Source organism: Neobacillus sp. GCM10023253 (assembly GCF_042653105.1).
Taxonomy (GTDB): Bacteria; Bacillota; Bacilli; order Bacillales; family Cytobacillaceae; genus Neobacillus; species Neobacillus citreus.
Map to the genome: position 1 here is coordinate 435,788 of NZ_JBHSHV010000012.1, position 19,010 is coordinate 454,797.

Here is a 19,010-nt window from a genome sequence, read left to right on the forward strand (position 1 = left end):
CTTAATCCTTTCCTTGTTTAACCATATCTTTCGGCTTTAGATAACCCGGGCGTAACCTATGCCTCATAGGTACTGGCCGGATAATCAAATCTTTTCCCGAGGAGAAATGCGGGGTCATCGGTGCAAAGTAAGGAACACCGAATGACTTTATTGAAACTAAATAAAAGAGACCCAAAACCATTAATGCCCCCATACCATAAATCCCCATAAAACCTGCAGCAAAAATAAACAAAAAGCGGCTTAAACGAATCGCAAAATTCATACTGGTATCGCTGATAATAAAGGAACTTAACCCGCTTAAGGCGATAACGATGATGACAATTGGACTGATGATGTTGGCTTGAACGGCTGCCTGGCCCAAAATCAAAGCACCGACAATCCCAATCGTTGGCCCAATCGGAGAGGGCACGCGCAGCCCCGCTTCCCGAATCAGTTCAAAGGCCAGTTCCATCATAAGAATTTCAATGATGGAAGGGAAAGGGACTCGTTCTCTTGTACCCGCCATGGCCATCAACAAATCGGGCGGAATCATCCCGACATGATAGTTTGTTATCGCAATATAAAAGGCCGAGGAAAAAATTGAGATAAAAAATGCCATAAATCGCAAAAGCCGAATGAAATTACCATACGGTGTCCGCAGGTAATGGTCTTCCGGTGAATGGAACAGGGCCCAAAAAGTTGCGGGAAGAACAAGGCAGTTAGGCGAGTTGGACATTAACAAAACAATGTGTCCTTCTTCTATAAAAGATACTGCCCGGTCTGGGCGTTCCGTGTTTAAAATGGTCGGAAACAACGATCTTGGCCGTTCCTCAAGGTACTGCTCCAATATGCTTAAATCGATAATACTGTCAGTATTCAAAGATTCAAGCTTATCCTTTATCGTCTTCAGCAATTCATCATTCACTAGGTCTTGTTCATAAACAATCAAAACGTCATTTCTGGAGCGCTTTGAAACAACAAGCGCCTCAAAAATAAGGTTTTCGTTTTTAACTTTTTTCCGGATTAACGCAATATTATCGACCAACTTTTCATTAAAGGCCTCTTTTGCTCCTCTGACGATGACTTCATTATCGGATTTTTCGATACTGCGCCCTTGAACTTCCGTTGTTCCAAATAAATAGCATTGATCATCACCATCGATAAATAACGCGGTAAAACCACTGGTGACGATTTCAGTAATATCCCCTATTTGGGTGCTTATCCGCTCAATTGGGGCGGTAACAATATCTTGAATCTCTCTTATCGGCTGATTGCTTTCAATTAGAGGTCCGAAAATATTCTTTCGAATTTGTTCTAAGTCGACCATGGTACAGATATACAGAACAAATGCACGGCGATTAAGAGCACGGATGTTGAACTCGTGAATCTTGACATCGAAGTTTCTTGGTATGGAAAAAATGGACTTAAAAGTTTCTAAATTTTGTTCATAATGACTGCTTATACCCTGTTCTTTTAAATGAATTCTTTGTTGGTTTGATTGTTCGTAAAATTGAGGTTCCGTTTTAAACAAATTGCGAAGCGGCTTTAAAAAGCTTTTTTTCATCATAAACCACCCCACCCAATTTTTTTATAGCTTTCCAATTTTAGGGGTATTTATGATTTTTCAGCAAAAAAAAGCCCTAAGCATTTTTTGCTTAGAGCCTGGTAAACTATTTCTCATCTGCTACGCGCATAATTTTGATATCTTTTAGTAATTGGCTAACCACATAGCTTGCCATAATTAACCCGCATGCAGATGGCACGAATGCATTAGAAGATGGCGGCATTTTCGCCTTCCGAATCTCGGCTTTTTCGTTTCCAACAACTTTTCTAACATCTTCACGAATAACAATCGGGCTTTCATCGGAGAAGACAACCGGAATGCCTTTGTGAATTCGTTCTTTACGCAATTTTGTTCTAATTACCTTAGCAATTGGGTCTGTATGCGTCTTTGAAATATCCGCAATTTTGAAGCGGGTGGGATCCATTTTGTTAGCGGCACCCATACTTGATATAATTGGGATATTTCGCTTTAAACATTCCTTCATCAGATGGATTTTATACATGATCGTATCTGAAGCATCAACAACAAAATCTAACTTGTGGCTGAAGATTTCTTCATATGTTTCCTCTGTATAAAACATCTTTAGGGAAATAACTTCACAATCGGGATTAATATCCTTAATCCGCTCCTCCATAATTTCAACCTTTGGTCTGCCTACAGTAGATAGCAATGCAATTAATTGGCGATTAACGTTAGTAATGTCAACATCGTCTTTATCTATCAACACTAGCCGGCCGACTCCAGAACGGGCAAGCGCCTCCGCGGCAAAAGAACCGACACCGCCAATCCCTAACACGGCAACCGTGCTGTTTTTCATTATATCAAGGCCTTCTTTACCAATTGCAAGCTCATTACGAGAAAATTGATGCAGCATAGTGTTCACTCCAGAAATTAAATTCGATTTATTTTATTATGTTTTCACCTTAAAAAATATATCATACTTTCCTAAAAACAGAAGCACCTAGAAGGATTTTTTTATCTTTTGGATAATATCTTGATAATCCTCATAGGTGTCGGCATCTAAAATGGTCCCTTCATCGGCTATGGGAATTTGGAAATGTTGATCGGCAAACTTAAATATCGCTTTTGCCCCCTGATCTCCGGTTATTTCACCAACATATGGAAACAGCTGTGAAGATATATAAACCGGATGTCCTGGAACACTGTTGTAGGTTGGCTGAAGAATGTACTTTGATTGATTTACGTTCGTTTTCAGGATTGTCTGGATTATTTGTTGTATTGTTGACTTCTTAAGTAAAGGCTGATCGCCCAAAAAGACAATTAGACCGCAGGTTTCAACATTGCATCGCTGAACAGCAGTTTTTATTGAACTGCTTAAACCTTGATTAAAATGGATGTTGCTTACCCATTTAAAGCGCTGATCAGAAATATGTATGGCATCTTTAATTTTATTTTCATTATGGCCGATTATTGCCATCACATTTTCAAATGGAAAGGATAAAACATTCCTTAGCACCAACTCAAGCATAGGAATCCCTTGGATAGGCAGCAAAGGTTTAAAATCTCCCATCCTTGAGGAGTTGCCTGCCGCTAACACTACTGCTGTAATGGGAATCAAAGGGACCATATTTAATCCCCCATCTGCTCATTCATTGCTAATTTCATGGCATATTGGTAAACCGTTTGAAACGGTACCTTGTGCTCCCTTGCTGCTCTTGCAACATCCTCATATTCCGGAGCTTGGTGGAGGATTTTATTCCTCCTGCAGGCCTGCTTTACCTTAATATGCCCATAGGGAGTTTCAACCTCAATAAATCTTCTGTCAAGAATATTGCGGCTCCACATGCTTCTTCGGACCCCCAGGGTAGTAGTCTCTTCCAATAAAATTTGTTCACAGCGGTCTGCCAGGTTTAAGGAAACCAAAACGGTTACAAGGGTGCCTGGCCGATTTTTCTTCATGTAAACAGGGGTATAAAAAACATCAAGAGCTCCTTCAGCCAGCAGACGTTCCATCGCAAACCCAAGACCCTCACCAGTCATATCATCAAGCTGGGCTTCCAATATATAGATTGATTCCCGTTCTTGATTTGGGTCTTGCTTAATAGGGGAGATGAATAATGCCCTTAGAACATTCGGGTGGTCAAAATCCGTTTCACCTGCCCCATACCCAATCTTGTCCACCACGTGTCCGCCAATAGGTATGAATTTTTTCACGAGTGACCGTAATATCGCTGCCCCAGTTGGTGTGGTCAATTCCCTTTGGACGTTTAGTTCTGCAAGCGGAATCCCTTTTAGCAGCTCAAGCGTGACTGGAGACGGTATTGGATAAAGCCCGTGAGCTGTCATTTTGTGGCCAAAACCTGCTGGAACGGGTGATGCGAATATTTCTTCGATTTTGAGGCTTTCAAGCGCTAGGCAGAAGCCAATGATTTCGATTATAGAAGCTATTTCAAAATAAACCTCATTGGAGTCGATACCATTTAGCTTTCCTTTGGCATTTGCGAATTCATGAAATATTGCCAAACTGCGTTCCTTAGTTTTAACTGGGAGCTCATTTTCTGCAATTATTTTAGATATCTCATGCGTACTCTGATGTTGATTTTTTTCCGATTGGTAAAAGATGCTTATTTTCTTTGCAGCAATGCCCTGATTCGTAATGTTATGTACTTCGATTCCAAACGGCTCTATTGGTAACTTTCTCAATTGATCAACTATGTAAGAGATGTCGGCTCCTAAATCGATTAGTGCGGCCAAAGCCATGTCCCCGACAATGCCAAAAGTGCAATCAAGATAGAGCGTCTTCATGGCTGATCCCTCCTATCTTATTTTTCCATGTGGTCGAGTTCATAAAATCCCTCTATGCTACCCGCTGCGCGTTTTCCATATGTTCGGGCTCATATAAGCCCTTTTTGCGACCGGGTAGTCGAAATTCCCATTGGATTGGTCGATTACATATAGCAATATACCATTTTTTAAAATAAAAACCTTCTGCCATCACTGACAGAAGGTGTGTTTGCGAAAAAAACGAAGAGTCCCAATAGTGCCGTCGCTTTTGATCCTTCGTTTTGATCCCGCACTCAGCAGGGGGGTGTCCTATTCCTGTTATTGTAAGTCCCCTTACTCGCAATGGAGTGGGGCATTTACGCATTCAGAAAACTCCGGACTCCCAAATAAACAATGTTCGGTCAAAACTTCAGGTAACACAACGTACATTTCAGGACTCTTCTTGATTGACTTAATCATAGCATATTTTCAAAGCACCTTCAAGGTGACCATGTGAGCTAATGCCTGCTATTTATTAATTTTTAGTGACAAATTTAGTTCCTGTAATTGGGCCTCGGAAACCTCGCTTGGTGCTGCCATTAACAAGTCGCTTGCGCTCGCTGTCTTAGGGAAGGCAATCGTATCGCGAAGGTTGGTGCTGCCAGCTAACAGCATAACCAATCTGTCGAGCCCAAGAGCGATTCCCCCATGCGGTGGTGTACCGTATTCAAAAGCATTTAGCAGGAAGCCAAATTGTTCTTTGGCCTGTTCAGGCGTAAAACCAAGAACACTGAACATTTTCTCCTGAATATCCCGTTCAAATATTCTTAACGATCCGCCGCCTAGCTCATAGCCGTTTAATACAAGGTCATAGGCTTGGGCGCGAACCTTGGAAGGATCAGTATCTAAGTACTCCAGATCTTCTCTGACAGGCATCGTGAACGGATGATGGGCAGCATAATAACGGCCATCTTCTTCTGAGAATTCAAGCAGCGGCCAGTCTGTCACCCATAAGAAATTGAAACGGCTTTGGTCGATTAGCTCTAATTCCTTGCCAAGCTTTAACCGTAAAGCTCCCAGCGCGTCAGCTACTACACTCTTTTTATCAGCAACAAACAGCAGCAGGTCGCCTTCAGAAGCCTCCAGTGTAGCTTTCAGGGCTGCAGCATCTTCTTCAGAGAAGAACTTTGCAATCGGCCCTTTTAGTCCATCTGCTTCTGCTTTTAGCCAAGCCAGACCTTTCGCACCATAAACAGCCACAAATTCGGTCAGCGCATCGATATCTTTTCGGGAGTATTGAGCCGCTGCGCCTTTTACATTAATCGCCTTCACTTGTCCGCCGCTCGAAACGGCAGAAGCAAATACCTTAAAGCCAGACTCCTTTACAATTTCAGAAACATCGACTAGCTCCAATCCAAAGCGGGTATCAGGCTTATCTGAACCGTAACGGCTCATCGCTTCGTCATAGCCCATACGCGGGAATGGCGCTGCCACCTCTACACCTTTTACTTCCTTCATCAGTTTGGACATCATTTTTTCCATCAAGGCCATTATGTCCTCTTGACTTAAAAAGCTTGTTTCAATATCGATCTGAGTGAATTCCGGCTGGCGGTCTGCACGCAAGTCTTCGTCGCGGAAGCAGCGGGCAATTTGATAGTAGCGTTCTACGCCGCCTACCATCAATAATTGCTTAAACAGCTGCGGTGATTGCGGCAGTGCGTAGAATTCACCAGGATGCACGCGGCTTGGAACTAAATAATCACGGGCTCCTTCTGGTGTACTTTTGGTCAAAATCGGTGTTTCAATATCCAAAAAACCTTCCGCATCAAGGAAGTTCCTGATTTCTTTTGTCACTTGGTGACGCATCTTTAATGTTTCAAAAATGACCGGACGGCGGAAGTCCAAATAACGGTATTTCAGGCGGACATCCTCAGAAGCGTCAGTCCTGTCAGAAATGGTAAATGGAGGTGTTTTTGCCTCGTTAATGATCGTTACCTGTTCTGCTTGAACTTCAATTTTACCTGTTTTAAGATTCTCATTAATGGTTCCAGGTTCGCGGGCAATGACTGTGCCGACTATATCAAGAACATATTCATTACGGATTTTTTCCGCTGTCTCTAAAGCTTCTTTTGAAACATCCGGATTGAAAACAATCTGAACAATGCCGGATCTGTCGCGTAAATCGATAAAAATTAATCCGCCAAGGTCGCGTCTTCTTTGAACCCAGCCCTTTAACGTTACTTTTTCCCCAACTGCGGTCTCTGGAACTTCACCGCAAAAATACGATCTCCCAAACATACTAAAAATCCTCCTTTATCCTTTTAAACCTTGAAAATAGTTGACGAGGGAATCCAGTTCAACCTCTACCTGTTCACCTGTCTCCATATTTTTTATATTAATTTTATTGTTTTGTAATTCATCATCTCCAAGTACTGCTACATAACGAGCTTGTAAACGGTCAGCAGCCTTGAATTGGGCTTTAATTTTTCGATTTAAATAATCCCGCTCTGCGGAAAAACCAGCCAAACGAAGCTGCTGCAGGAGACCGACTGTATAATCCTTTGCTTCCTCTCCAAGTGCGGCAAGGTAGCAGTCAATCCCTTGATTGATTTCCATTTCAATGCCTTCGGCTTTAAGAGCGGCAATAAAACGCTCAATACTTAAAGCAAAACCGATGCCCGGCGTTTCCGGACCGCCGATTTCCTCGACCAACCCGTTATAGCGGCCGCCCCCGCAGAGTGTCGTAATGGCACCAAAGCCCTCGGCATTACTCATAATTTCAAAGGCGGTGTGGTTGTAATAATCCAGACCACGGACAAGGTTTGGATCTACCTCAAATTCAATATCAAGTTGGGTTAAATACTGCTGGACTTTTCCAAAATAAGCTTTGGATTCTTCATTAAGATAATCAATGATGGACGGAGCCGTCTTCATTAGCTCATGGTCGCGGTCCTGCTTGCAATCCAAAATTCGAAGCGGATTTTTTTCCAAACGGTTTTGACAGTCCGAACAAAACTCACCGATTCTTGGTTTGAAATGATTGATTAACGCCTCACGGTGCGTATTTCGGCTCTCCTTGTCACCAAGGCTGTTAATAATCAGCTTCAGCTTTGATAAGCCCATTTCTTTATATAGATTCATCGCAAGTGAAATAACTTCTGCATCAATCGCCGGATCGTTGCTGCCTAATGCTTCAACCCCAAATTGGACAAATTGGCGGAAACGGCCAGATTGGGGACGTTCATAGCGGAACATTGGCCCCATATAATAAAGCTTGACTGGCTGGCCGGGAAGACCGAACATTTTTTTCTCCACAAATGCCCGCACCGTAGATGCCGTTCCTTCCGGTCTTAGGGTAATGCTGCGGCCGCCACGATCTTCAAAAGTATACATCTCCTTTTGAACGATATCGGTCGTGTCACCGACACCTCTGGAAAAAAGATCCGTATGTTCAAAAATAGGGGTTCGGATTTCCTGGTATTGATACTTTTCACAAAGTTCTCTAGCCTTTTTCTCAATCCTTTGCCACAGCTCCACTTCGCCAGGCAATATATCTTGCGTTCCTCTTGGTATATTAATCGACATAGTCGAAGACCTCCTTTGTAATGATTTTTTATGTATGGATGTTTTTAGACAAAATAAAAAACTCCCATCCCTTGTATAAAAACAAGGGACGGAAGTTTATTCCGCGGTGCCACCCTAGTTGAAGCGCGCTGAAGTTTAGCGGCTTCCTCTCAAACAGTTAACGCCTGTCACGTTCTTCTCCTAATAGAGGAATACCCTTTTTCAGAGAGAAACCTCCGGAGTGTTCATTCGTTAAGATTCATGCAAAAATGCTTTCAGCCCAGGGCATTTTCTCTCTTTTCATGGATTGTCCTAACTACTATGCTCCATCATTGGTTTTATGCAAATAATATTTAGATTATTTAATAATAATACGGAGCAACAGCAACTTTTGTCAAGCAAGTTTTAAGATCGCTCCAAACGTTTTTTTAGCTTTCTAACATCCCTCATTGTTAATCCAAATTCAGATGCAAGCTCATAGGAACCAGAATGCTGTTCTTTTTCAATAAAATCATGGAAATCCATACCGAACAGCCGGCCATTCATCGATTGAATGTTCATTCCCTTGTCACTTGACCGCATCGCAAATCCCCCCTGTTAAACTTCCTTTTGTGTTTATTCTTTCCATCTCGGGAGAAAAAATTTCATCACTTTTTATTTTTTAATAAAGCTTGTCCAAAAATGACCATTTAAGGAATGATTTTCAGTATATTTTACGTTAAAATAAAATGGTAAAGGAGGAAGATATGCACAAAAAGTTTAGTCTGCTATTATTATCTATTATTCTTTTTTTGGGGGCCTTCCTGCCTGAAGGAAAAAGCAGCGCCGCAAGCGGCAGCGTATCGATTGCCGTGGATTCGCTTAATGTTCGCACCGGACCCGGTTTAAGCTATCCATTATTGAAGCAAGTGAACCGCGGCGAAACATTTCCAATCGTAAAAGAACAAGGAGAATGGATACAAATTCAAGTTTCCTTTGCCAAAACAGGCTGGGTAGTCAATTGGCTCGTAACAAAGGATAATGAACAAACAGCCAAGGCCGTCTCCTCTTCCGGTCAATCTGCTGCAACTGCCAATTCCAGTCAATTAAGAATCCGAACCGGCCCAGGGACAAGCTTCCGCGTCATTGGTTCTTTAACTGAAGGTCAAGCAGTTAAGGTAATTGACCAAAATGAAAATTGGTACAAAATCTCCTCAATGTTCGGGGAGGGCTGGGTTGCGAAGGAATTTATTGATTTAAAAACAGCGGGTCAGCAGGAAAATAGTTCAACTACTAATGCTGGTAATAAAACAAGTACACGTGCCGGTGCCGATACGGGCAGTGTAATTGGTGACACGTTGAATGTAAGGCAGTCACCAGATGCAGCAAGTCCGGTAATCGGGAAACTGACAAAAGGGACAAGTGTGACGATTTTATCCCAGCAAAATAAATGGGTACAGGTTAGCTATTTAAATGTGAAGGGCTGGGTCAGTGCTGAATTTATTAACCTTGATTCGGAGGTCTCAAAAGATACAGCGAAAATAAAGCAAACAACCAGTATGTCCGGTTTTGTTACCGCCGATAGTTTAAGAGTTCGCTCCGGGGCTACTTTAAATTCCTCAGTGATTGGAACTGTAACAAGAGGACAGCGCTTTACCATCGTTGAAGAGAACAATAACTGGGCAAAAATAGAGTTAAAATCCGGCAGCTTCGGCTGGGTATCCGGGTTTTATCTGGATAAGAGCGGTACAAAGACCTCTTCGGATGCTGGACAAACTGTAAAGGAAAGTGCCATCACCATTCTGCAAAATGGAACTAACATCCGTAAATCGCCTAACTTACAATCAGATGTAGTGGTACGGGCAAATGAAGGTGAAGCTTATTCTGTCAACAGCGTGCAGAATGATTGGTATGAAATTAAACTGAAAGATGGAAGTACTGCTTATGTAGCCGGCTGGGTCGTCTCGGCTAACGGCTCTGCACCGCAGATTGAGAAAGCTGGAGCAGAAGGCTATTTGAAAAATAAAACGATTGTCCTTGACCCAGGTCACGGCGGCGGCGACAATGGAACAACGGGAGCGAACGGGACATTAGAAAAGGATTTGACACTTCGGACTGCCCGTCTTTTATATGATAAATTGAAGGCAGCCGGAGCAAATGTCTATCTTACAAGAAACAATGATTCCTTTATTTCCCTGCAGTCACGGGTTGGAATGGCCCATTCCTATAATGCCGATGCCTTCGTCAGTCTCCATTATGACAGTGACTTAGATCGAAGTGTGCGCGGAATGACAGGCTATTATTATCACGTCTATCAAAGAAATCTGGCTGACACCCTATACAACGCTGCGGTAGGACAAGCTAAACTGAGAAATCGCGGAGTTCGCATTGGCGATTATCATGTCATTCGGGAAAATAATCAAAAAGCTGTACTTATGGAGTTAGGTTATTTAAGCAACCCGGAAGAAGAAATGACTTTGAACTCCAGCACTTACCAAGAAAATGCCGCATCAGGCTTATACGAGGGACTTGCAAGATATTTCAAGGCAAATTAAAAGAGACTGACCAGGTCAGTCTCTTTTTAACGCATTAAAGCAGTTATTTACTTTCGACAATTAATGTTACCGGGCCATCGTTAGTTAACTGCACATCCATCATAGCCCCGAATTGACCGGTTTCGACATGGACTCCTTTTTCACGTAATAAGCGATTGAAGGTTTCATAAATTTCCACCGCATATTCGGGTCTCGCCGCTTTGATGAAGCTTGGCCGTCTTCCGTTGCTGCAATCCCCGTAAAGGGTAAATTGCGAAACGGACAAAATCTCCCCGCCAACATCCAGCAAGGACATGTTCATTTTTTCGTTCGCATCCTCAAAAATTCTTAAATTGACGATTTTATCTGCAAGATAAGCAGCATCCTCTATCTTATCGTCATGGGTGACTCCAACCAGCAGGACAAGACCTTTCTCAATCTGCCCAATCACCTCGCCACCCACCGTTACTTTGGCCGCCTTGCTACGTTGAACTACTATTCGCATCACAAAAACTCCTTTAATTCATCATCCGGCGAACCGAGTAAATATCGGAAATCTGTTTAATTCGCTCAACGACCTTTTGTAAATGAGCAACATTATGAATTGCAATGGACATGTTAATCATCGCCATCTTATTGCGGTCCGTTTTACCGGATACGGCGGAGATATTTGTTTTCGTCTCGTTCACAGCCTGCAGAACCTCATTTAACAGCCCTCTCCGGTCATAGCCGCTGATTTCGATATCAACATTGTATTCTTTCCGGTCATTTAAGGCCGATTCCCATTCTACCTGAATAAGTCTCGACTGGGCATCACCGGTGTCAATATTCGTACAATCCGAACGGTGAACGGAAACGCCGCGCCCTTTCGTAATATAGCCGACAATTTCGTCCCCTGGAACAGGATTACAGCACCTGGACAGGCGGATTAGCAGATTATCAATACCTTGGACACGGACTCCGGATTCGCGCTTTTTAGACTGCGGGAACGCCTTTAAATCAGTAATCGCATTGGCAAGGCTTGCTGACTGCTCCTGATCTCGTTTTTTGCGCCATTTTTCCGTTAAGCGGTTGGCCACCTGAAGGGCAGTTACCCCATTATAGCCGACAGCCGCATACATATCCTCTTCATTGGTAAAATTAAATTTTTCGGCTACTTTTTTAAGATTGTCTGGTGTTAAAATTTCTTTAATATCAAACTCCAAATTCCGGATTTCCTTTTCAACCAGCTCTTTACCCTTGACGACATTTTCATCGCGGCGCTGCTTCTTAAAGAAAGCGCGAATCTTATTTTTCGCCTGAGATGTTTGCGCCAGCTTTAACCAGTCCTGACTCGGTCCATAGGAATGCTTGGAGGTTAGAATTTCAATGATGTCGCCCGTTTTCAGCCTGTAATCAAGCGTAACCATTTTGCCGTTCACTTTGGCTCCAATCGTCTTATTGCCGATTTCTGAGTGGATCCGGTAAGCGAAGTCAATCGGAACAGAACCGGACGGCAATTCAATTACATCGCCCTTCGGTGTAAAAACGAACACCATATCCGAGAAGAGATCAATTTTTAATGATTCCATAAACTCTTCAGCATTAGCTGTATCGTTCTGGAACTCAAGAATTTCTCTAAACCAGGTTAGCTTTTGTTCAAAGGAAGAACTATCGCTGAGGGATTTTCCCTCTTTATAGGCCCAGTGGGCGGCAACCCCGAACTCGGCGATGCGGTGCATTTCAGACGTACGAATCTGCACCTCAAGTGGATCTCCTTTTGGACCGATAACCGTGGTATGAAGGGACTGATACATATTCGGCTTGGGCATCGCAATATAATCCTTGAAACGCCCCGGCATCGGCTTCCAGCATGTATGAATAATCCCTAAAACGGCGTAGCAATCCTTTATGCTATTGACGACAATACGAACAGCGAGCAAATCATAAATTTCACTGAATTGCTTATTCTGCAAGGCCATTTTCCGATAAATACTGTAAATATGCTTGGGACGTCCAGAAAGATCCGCTTTAATGGAGACATCAGAAAGGCGCGCCTTCACTTCGTCAATAACATCGTCAAGATATTGCTCCCGCTCCGCCCGCTTCTTCTTCATTAAGTTAACGATCCGGTAATATTGCTGCGGATTTAAATATCGTAATGCAGTATCCTCAAGCTCCCACTTAATTGTTGAAATACCAAGACGATGGGCTAAAGGGGCAAATATTTCAAGTGTCTCATTGGCAATCCGACGCTGCTTTTCCAACGGAAGATGCTTTAACGTCCGCATATTATGCAAACGGTCGGCAAGCTTAATAAGGATAACCCTGATGTCCTGTGCCATGGCCACGAACATTTTCCGATGGTTCTCCGCCTGCTGTTCCTCATGAGATTTATATTTAATTTTCCCCAGTTTCGTAACCCCATCGACAAGCATAGCCACTTCGGCATTAAAAGTATATTCAATATCCTTCAAGGAAACATTCGTATCCTCAACGACGTCGTGAAGAAAACCTGCCGCCACCGTTGATGGATCCATTTCCAAATCAGCCAAAATGCCGGCGACCTGAATTGGATGGATAATATATGGCTCACCTGATTTACGATATTGATCACGATGAGCATGCTTAGCAAAATCATATGCCTTCTTGACTAATTCCACATGCTCTTCGTTTAAATATTTTCTTGTCTTGTCGATGACTTGGTCGGATGTTAACACTTGATCATTCGCCATGAAATCACCTTTTTTATTTTCCATCTCGTTTTATGAGCCAATCAGCATTCTTTTTATAAATCTGACGAGCTTGTTGTTTCTCTATATGCCAAAAAACGGAATTTGTATTTTTATATAAATTCAATCTAGGAAAAATTGTTCCTAAATTAGAATGATTGTTACTATTATCGAAAAAAATAACTAAGATGTAAAGAGTTTAATCTTTTTTTATTATATAAAGAGAGCACTCATGCTTTCGAGTGCCCTCATGAAACGTTAATACTGCATTAATGTTAGTATATCATAATCATCAAGCTTGCTTCTGCCGTTTAGGTAAGTCAACTCGATGATAAAGGCGATTCCAGCCACTACACCGCCAAGCTGCTCAACCAGCTTAATCGTTGCATCAATCGTTCCGCCGGTTGCCAGCAAATCGTCCGTAATCAAGACACGCTGACCAGGTTTTATCGCATCTTTATGAATGGTTAAGACATCTGTCCCATATTCCAGTCCATAACTGACTTTAACTGTTTCGCGAGGAAGCTTTCCTTCTTTACGAACTGGAGCAAAGCCCACTCCAAGAGAATACGCAACCGGGCAGCCAATGATGAAGCCGCGCGCTTCAGGTCCAACTATAATATCGATGTCCTTATCCTTGGCATAGGCGACGATTTGGTCTGTCGCATATCTATAGGCTTCTCCATCACCCATTAAAGGAGTAATATCTTTAAAAACAATACCTTGTTTTGGGTAATCCGGTACAATTGCCACAAACTTTGTTAAATCCATTCCTTTACTGCCTCCTCAATTACAACTGACTCACCAATAATCCCATCAAACCAGCCTTTTAATTCTTGATAGGATGAAAACAATAATTCCCTTTCAAGATCATATTGGTTCTTTTTCAATTGATAGGTTGGCGAATAAGTTAAATCGCGCTTTTGCGCTGACCGATTTAAAGTAATAAAACCATTATTTATTGTAACAAAATCCAATTCATAAAACACCTTTGACATAAAATTAATCGTTTCCTTTGACCAGCCGCGGCGCTTGGCGATATCGTCGCCATACCTTTTCAAATCAATAGGTCCATTTTTCAAAAGAAAAGCATAATACCATTTAAAATGTTCTCTTGTCGGTAAAGTGCTGAAAAAATCGCTGGATTCTTTATAAAAATAAGCGTAAATCCTTCCCGGCTTATTTCCTTTTAATAATTCCGTTAAAAGCTCTTTTGAAGATGGAAAATCTGCTAGTATAATGTTACCTTCATAGCCATTAAATGCACTCGCTTCCATTGTGTCCCGGATTATAATGCTTTCCTGATGAAGGTTTGGAGCCAGTTTTTCAAGATGGGATTGATTAAAAAAGATAATCTTCCTATTTTCTGCCGGCACCGTAGCAGCAATGCTATTCAGCCGCTTTTGGCCGCGAAAATCAAACAGCTGCCACGACTCTACAGCAATGTCCTGTACCATGATTTGCGGTTTACGTATATTGTTCCATTCGTTAATCGATAATTCACCAATTAACGAAATTTTAGCCGATGGAGAAATCTCATCAACAATGGAACCCAAACCAAAGCCTACTCCATCAAGACTGGCGTCATTTTCGCTAAGCGATAGTTTCAGATGATTTTGCTCGCTGCCGATTTTTCTAATACTGGCAACATCCACCTGATTGATTAACACCTTTGGTTTGGAGTTATCCATTCCGAATGGTGACAGCAGGTTCATTTCTTCCAAGGAGGTTAAATGAATATCCTCTAGATGAACCTCTTCATCAAGAAAGGTTACCGGAATAAAATCCTCATCCGTTAGGAGGTCATCAGCTAACTCATTTAAGCGAGCCCTTAGGATTGGTACGTCATCAATTTTCAGTGTCATTCCTGCAGCCATGGGATGTCCGCCAAAATGAGGCAGGATTTCCCTGCAAGTTGATAAATTATGAAAAAGATCAAAACCGGGAATACTGCGTGCAGAGCCCTTTGCCAGTCCTTTTTCATGGTCAAAACTTAGCACGATCGTCGGGCGGTAATACTTTTCAACCAGTCTCGAAGCGACGATCCCAATGACACCGGCATTCCAGCCTTCCTTCCCAATCACCAGAACCTTACCGGCCTCAATCGGGAAATTCTTTTCAACTTCCGCAATTGCCTCTTCCGTTATTGTGTTAACGATAGATTGCCGCGTTTTATTGAGGGCATCCATCTCAGCGGCTAATTCCTCTGCCTCCAAAGGGTCATCGGTAAGGAGGAGACGGACTGCCAAATCGGCATCCTCTAGCCTGCCTACGGCATTGATACGAGGTGCTAGTGTAAAACCAATGGTTTCTTCATTTATTGATTGCAAATCAACACCAGCAATTTTAAAAATGGCCTTCAAACCAATGTTCTCAGTGACCTTCAATTTTTCAAGGCCCTTTTTGGCAATCAGCCGGTTTTCGTCTTTTAAAGAGACTAAATCGGCGATTGTACCAATCACCGCAATTTCAAACAAATGCTCAGGCACTTTTCCATATAAAGCGTGGGCTAATTTAAAGGCAACCCCCACACCAGCAAGTTCGCGAAACGGGTAAATGCTGTCAGGCAGCTTTGGATGAATAATCGCCAAAGCTTCCGGCAAAACAGGCCCTGGTTCATGGTGGTCCGTAATGATTAAATCCACACCCAATTCCTTTGCCACCGCCGCTTCATGAATAGCGGCAATTCCGGTATCTACGGTAATAATCAATTTTATTCCCGCTTCCGCCGCATGGCGAAATGCAGGCTCATTAGGGCCATAGCCTTCTGTAAAACGGTTTGGAATATAGAATTGGACGTCTGCCCCTAAATCTCTGAGTGTAATCATTAACACGGATGTACTACTGACACCATCCGCATCATAATCGCCAAATATAAGAATCGGTTCCTTCCGTTTGATTGCTTCACGAATTCTTTTAACGGCAATATCCATCCCTTTTAACAAATAGGGGTCGTGGAAGTCACCTTTTCCAAATAAAAAATACCGTGCAGAATCAACGGTATCTAATCCACGGTTGACAAGCAGCGAAGCCACTAGAGGTGTAATTTTCAACTCGTTTTCCAGTTTTTTCACTAGGGACGGATCTGATTCACGAACAATCCATCTCGTTTTAGACTTTAACATGTAGAAGTTCACCCCTTTAGACCTTCTTATTATACAGGAGCATGAGGTCCCTTTCAATGATGGATATATTAGCCAAAATAAAACCGCAGCCTGGGCTGCGGTTTTACTTTTTATTAAACTTGCGGCTGATCTGAGTATTTTCTCTTTTCTTTAACGGTTTTAATGACGCCCTTCTTTTTAAGCTCACGTGTCTTAAATACGTACCATAATGGACCGGCGATACAAATGGATGAATATACACCAGTGAGTAAGCCGACAAACAAGGCGATCGAGAAGTTCTGGATTGACGGACTGCCGAAGATAATCATCGCAACAACCGTTACCAATACGGTAAAGACTGTATTAACAGAGCGCGTCAATGTCTGTCTGATACTTACATTCAATACTTCAGCAATATCTGCATTCGTTTTAAGACGCTTCTTCTTTTGCATGTTTTCACGCATCCGGTCGAACGTAACGATTGTATCGTTAATGGAATATCCGACAATCGTTAACACGGCGGCGATGAACGTTAAGTCAACCTCCAGCCTTGTAATACTGAAGAAGGCAACCATGAAGAAGGCATCATGCAATAAGGAAACAATGGCGGAGATTGCCATCGCCCATTCAAAGCGAATCGTAACGTAAAGAATAATCCCAATCGATGCGATAATCAAGGAAATAAACGCATTTTTCGCCAGTTCTTTACCAACAGTCGGCGAAACGGTGCTGACGTTTGGCTCTGACCCGAATTCCTGCTTAAAGTCTGATTTTAACTTTGCAATTTCATCTTTGGATAAAACATCCTTCGTACGAGCGGAGGCTATTTCCTTTTTATCACCGGAAATCACAATATCATCCGGTGTAATATGATGCTTATTTAATGCCGTTTCAACTGTTTGGGTTGTTAAAGGGTTATTAGATAAGACTTCAATCCTGGTTCCCTTTGAAAAATCAATGGACAAATTCAAACGGAACACTAGCAGCAGCACTAAACCGGCGGCTAGCAAGACTCCGGAAATAATGAAGAACACCCTTCTGCCTTTAACAAAATCCAGCTTATCAAATCGTGTTGGCAAATCTAATGTATCAAAGTTTTCGGCAATATCCTTAATCGCAGATTTCTTAACAGCAAACCAGCCCGGCTTTTTATTCAAGAAACCGCTGTTTACCCAGAATCCTAAGAATAAACGGGACGCGAAAACGGCTGTCACAAAGCTTAGCAGGATACTCACCAATAACATCGTAGCAAAGCCTTTAACCGAGCTTGTACCATAGAAGAACAGCACGCCGGCGGCCAAAATCGTTGTCAGGTTGGCATCAAGAATCGATGAAAAGGAATTCTTACTTCCTGCTTGGAACGCGGATTTAATGGATTTACCAACCTTAATTTCTTCCCGTATCCTCTCATAGGTAATGATGTTGGCGTCAACAGCCATCCCCACCCCGAGGATTAAGGCGGCAATACCCGGCAGCGTCAACACTCCGTTCATCCAGTCAAATATGAGTAAAACGAGATAAATATATAGAGATAATGTAATTGTTGCAATGAATCCAGGGAAGCGATAATACACAAGCATGAAAAGATAAATAATGGCGATACCGATAATACCGGCCAGAATTGTTTCATTTAATGCCTGCTCACCAAAACTAGCTCCGACAGATGTAGAATAAACTTCCTTCAGTTTAACAGGTAGAGCACCAGCATTTAGAAGTGAGGCTAATGTTTGTGCTTCCTCAGCAGTAAAGCTACCGACGATAGAAACAGTATTCTGGTTAAAGACTTGGTTTACTGTTGGAGCAGATAAATATTTAGGGTCTTGCTTTGCTGCTTCTGCTTTAAATGAATCTTTTCCTTCGTTAAAATCAAGCCAAATGACTAAAACATTTGGAGACGAGTTGACAATTTCCTGCGTCACTGTTTTGAACTTATCAGCGCTTTTTAACGTTAACGAAACACTTGGTTTACCATTTTCGTCAAAAGTTTGCTTCGCTCCGCCTTCTTTTAAATCAGTACCGTCCATCATTAGGCGGTCATTGGCATCACGGAAGGAAAGATTTGCTTGGGTAGACAAAATTTCCCGCGCTTGATTTTGATCTTCGACACCGGCAAGCTGAACGCGGATTCGATTTGTCCCTTCAATTTGAATGTTTGGTTCGCTGACCCCGAGGACGTTAATCCGCTTATCGAGCGCTTTAGCCGTACTGGCCAGGATATCTTTGTCAATTTTCTGGCCTTTTTTCGCCGGCTGCACTTCATATAGAACCTCAAAACCACCTTGCAGGTCCAAGCCAAGCTTAATGTTGTTCAAAATTCCTTTTGCTGTTACTCCCATCGTACTTCCTAATAACACAACTATTAGAAGGAAGGCCAAAATTCGACTGCGTTTCACCATTATGTATTGTTCCTCCTTAAATAAAACAAAAGCACCGTTTGCTTTTTCTTAGTCCAATACTGCCCAAAATCACTTCCTTCATTATGGAATATGTCAACAGCACTGTCAATTTAGAAAAAGATAGTTAAGACTATTTTAAAAGCTCTTTCCATTCCTCTTCATCTTCAAGAGAGAATTCGGCAGTTTTATATGTTTCAATCGTTGCAAAGCTGATGAAATCACTTACCTTAATGGAGAGAATATCCTGGATGATTTCGTAAAGCTTCTTTTCGTCCGTTACCTTTCTCCACTTTTTCTTGGTCAGGTATTCCCAAAGCTCTTTTTCGCTGACTGAATCATAACCCAGCAAACGAAATTCTTCCAGCTTGCTCACCATAGCAGGTTTTACTTGAGTACGAAATTGACCATAATCCATCTTCATTGCCCCCCGAAAGAAGTATTCATAAATTAAACTG

Annotated in this window: 14 protein-coding genes, 1 other RNA gene and 1 other annotated feature; of the genes, 1 reads left to right on the forward strand and 14 read right to left on the reverse strand. The window is 42.3% G+C overall.

Features of this window, described 5'->3' with window-relative positions; genetic code table 11:
- Nucleotide 1 precedes the first annotated feature (1 nt).
- The 8 genes from ACFPA1_RS16330 to ACFPA1_RS16365 form a co-directional block, all read right to left on the reverse strand.
- Entirely contained in the window at nucleotides 2-1,546 is a 1,545-nt protein-coding gene (locus ACFPA1_RS16330) for a spore germination protein (RefSeq protein ID WP_378584140.1), read from the reverse strand.
- Between the two features lie 103 nt (nucleotides 1,547-1,649).
- Nucleotides 1,650-2,417: a tRNA threonylcarbamoyladenosine dehydratase gene (locus ACFPA1_RS16335; protein WP_217033761.1), complete on the reverse strand. Its 768-nt coding sequence runs from the start codon at nucleotides 2,415-2,417 to the stop codon at nucleotides 1,650-1,652.
- Nucleotides 2,418-2,504: 87 nt separating this feature from the next.
- Nucleotides 2,505-3,131, reverse strand: a complete 627-nt coding sequence (locus tag ACFPA1_RS16340; protein ID WP_378584142.1) for a nucleotidyltransferase family protein — start codon at nucleotides 3,129-3,131, stop codon at nucleotides 2,505-2,507.
- Between the two features lie 2 nt (nucleotides 3,132-3,133).
- On the reverse strand, nucleotides 3,134-4,309 hold the full coding sequence (gene larC, locus ACFPA1_RS16345; protein WP_378584143.1) for a nickel pincer cofactor biosynthesis protein LarC: 1,176 nt from the start codon (nucleotides 4,307-4,309) through the stop codon (nucleotides 3,134-3,136).
- A gap of 222 nt (nucleotides 4,310-4,531) precedes the next feature.
- A non-coding RNA gene (ssrS, locus tag ACFPA1_RS16350) (6S RNA) lies at nucleotides 4,532-4,728 on the reverse strand.
- A gap of 67 nt (nucleotides 4,729-4,795) precedes the next feature.
- Entirely contained in the window at nucleotides 4,796-6,565 is a 1,770-nt protein-coding gene (gene aspS, locus ACFPA1_RS16355) for an aspartate--tRNA ligase (protein WP_378584144.1), read from the reverse strand.
- A gap of 15 nt (nucleotides 6,566-6,580) precedes the next feature.
- Nucleotides 6,581-7,852 (reverse strand): histidine--tRNA ligase, encoded by a 1,272-nt coding sequence (hisS, locus tag ACFPA1_RS16360; protein WP_378584145.1) that lies wholly within the window; start codon nucleotides 7,850-7,852, stop codon nucleotides 6,581-6,583.
- 81 nt (nucleotides 7,853-7,933) lie between these two features.
- Nucleotides 7,934-8,173 (reverse strand) — a binding site (T-box leader).
- Nucleotides 8,174-8,236: 63 nt separating this feature from the next.
- Nucleotides 8,237-8,413: a hypothetical protein gene (locus ACFPA1_RS16365; RefSeq protein ID WP_213120054.1), complete on the reverse strand. Its 177-nt coding sequence runs from the start codon at nucleotides 8,411-8,413 to the stop codon at nucleotides 8,237-8,239.
- A gap of 164 nt (nucleotides 8,414-8,577) precedes the next feature.
- On the opposite strand from ACFPA1_RS16365, the gene ACFPA1_RS16370 reads away from it, so the two are divergent.
- The gene (locus tag ACFPA1_RS16370) at nucleotides 8,578-10,365 is read left to right on the forward strand and encodes an SH3 domain-containing protein (protein WP_378584147.1); all 1,788 of its coding nucleotides are present in this window, start codon (nucleotides 8,578-8,580) and stop codon (nucleotides 10,363-10,365) included.
- Between the two features lie 43 nt (nucleotides 10,366-10,408).
- Here the strand turns inward: ACFPA1_RS16370 and dtd are convergent, their stop codons facing one another.
- The 6 genes from dtd to ACFPA1_RS16400 all read right to left on the reverse strand — a co-directional run bounded on the left by dtd (nucleotide 10,409) and on the right by ACFPA1_RS16400 (nucleotide 18,970).
- The gene (gene dtd, locus ACFPA1_RS16375) at nucleotides 10,409-10,849 is read right to left on the reverse strand and encodes a D-aminoacyl-tRNA deacylase (protein WP_213120052.1); all 441 of its coding nucleotides are present in this window, start codon (nucleotides 10,847-10,849) and stop codon (nucleotides 10,409-10,411) included.
- 13 nt (nucleotides 10,850-10,862) lie between these two features.
- The gene (locus tag ACFPA1_RS16380; RefSeq protein WP_213144742.1) at nucleotides 10,863-13,058 is read right to left on the reverse strand and encodes a RelA/SpoT family protein; all 2,196 of its coding nucleotides are present in this window, start codon (nucleotides 13,056-13,058) and stop codon (nucleotides 10,863-10,865) included.
- A gap of 255 nt (nucleotides 13,059-13,313) precedes the next feature.
- On the reverse strand, nucleotides 13,314-13,826 hold the full coding sequence (locus tag ACFPA1_RS16385; protein WP_378584149.1) for an adenine phosphoribosyltransferase: 513 nt from the start codon (nucleotides 13,824-13,826) through the stop codon (nucleotides 13,314-13,316).
- Nucleotides 13,817-16,180 (reverse strand): single-stranded-DNA-specific exonuclease RecJ, encoded by a 2,364-nt coding sequence (gene recJ / locus ACFPA1_RS16390; RefSeq protein ID WP_378584151.1) that lies wholly within the window; start codon nucleotides 16,178-16,180, stop codon nucleotides 13,817-13,819. The genes ACFPA1_RS16385 and recJ overlap by 10 nt, the downstream gene beginning before the upstream one ends.
- 113 nt (nucleotides 16,181-16,293) lie before the next feature.
- Nucleotides 16,294-18,555 carry a protein translocase subunit SecDF gene (gene secDF / locus ACFPA1_RS16395; RefSeq protein ID WP_378584152.1) on the reverse strand — a complete coding sequence of 754 codons (2,262 nt, stop codon included), beginning with the start codon at nucleotides 18,553-18,555 and terminating at the stop codon, nucleotides 16,294-16,296.
- A 130-nt stretch (nucleotides 18,556-18,685) separates the two neighbouring features.
- The gene (locus tag ACFPA1_RS16400) at nucleotides 18,686-18,970 is read right to left on the reverse strand and encodes a post-transcriptional regulator (RefSeq protein WP_338088291.1); all 285 of its coding nucleotides are present in this window, start codon (nucleotides 18,968-18,970) and stop codon (nucleotides 18,686-18,688) included.
- Nucleotides 18,971-19,010 lie beyond the last annotated feature (40 nt).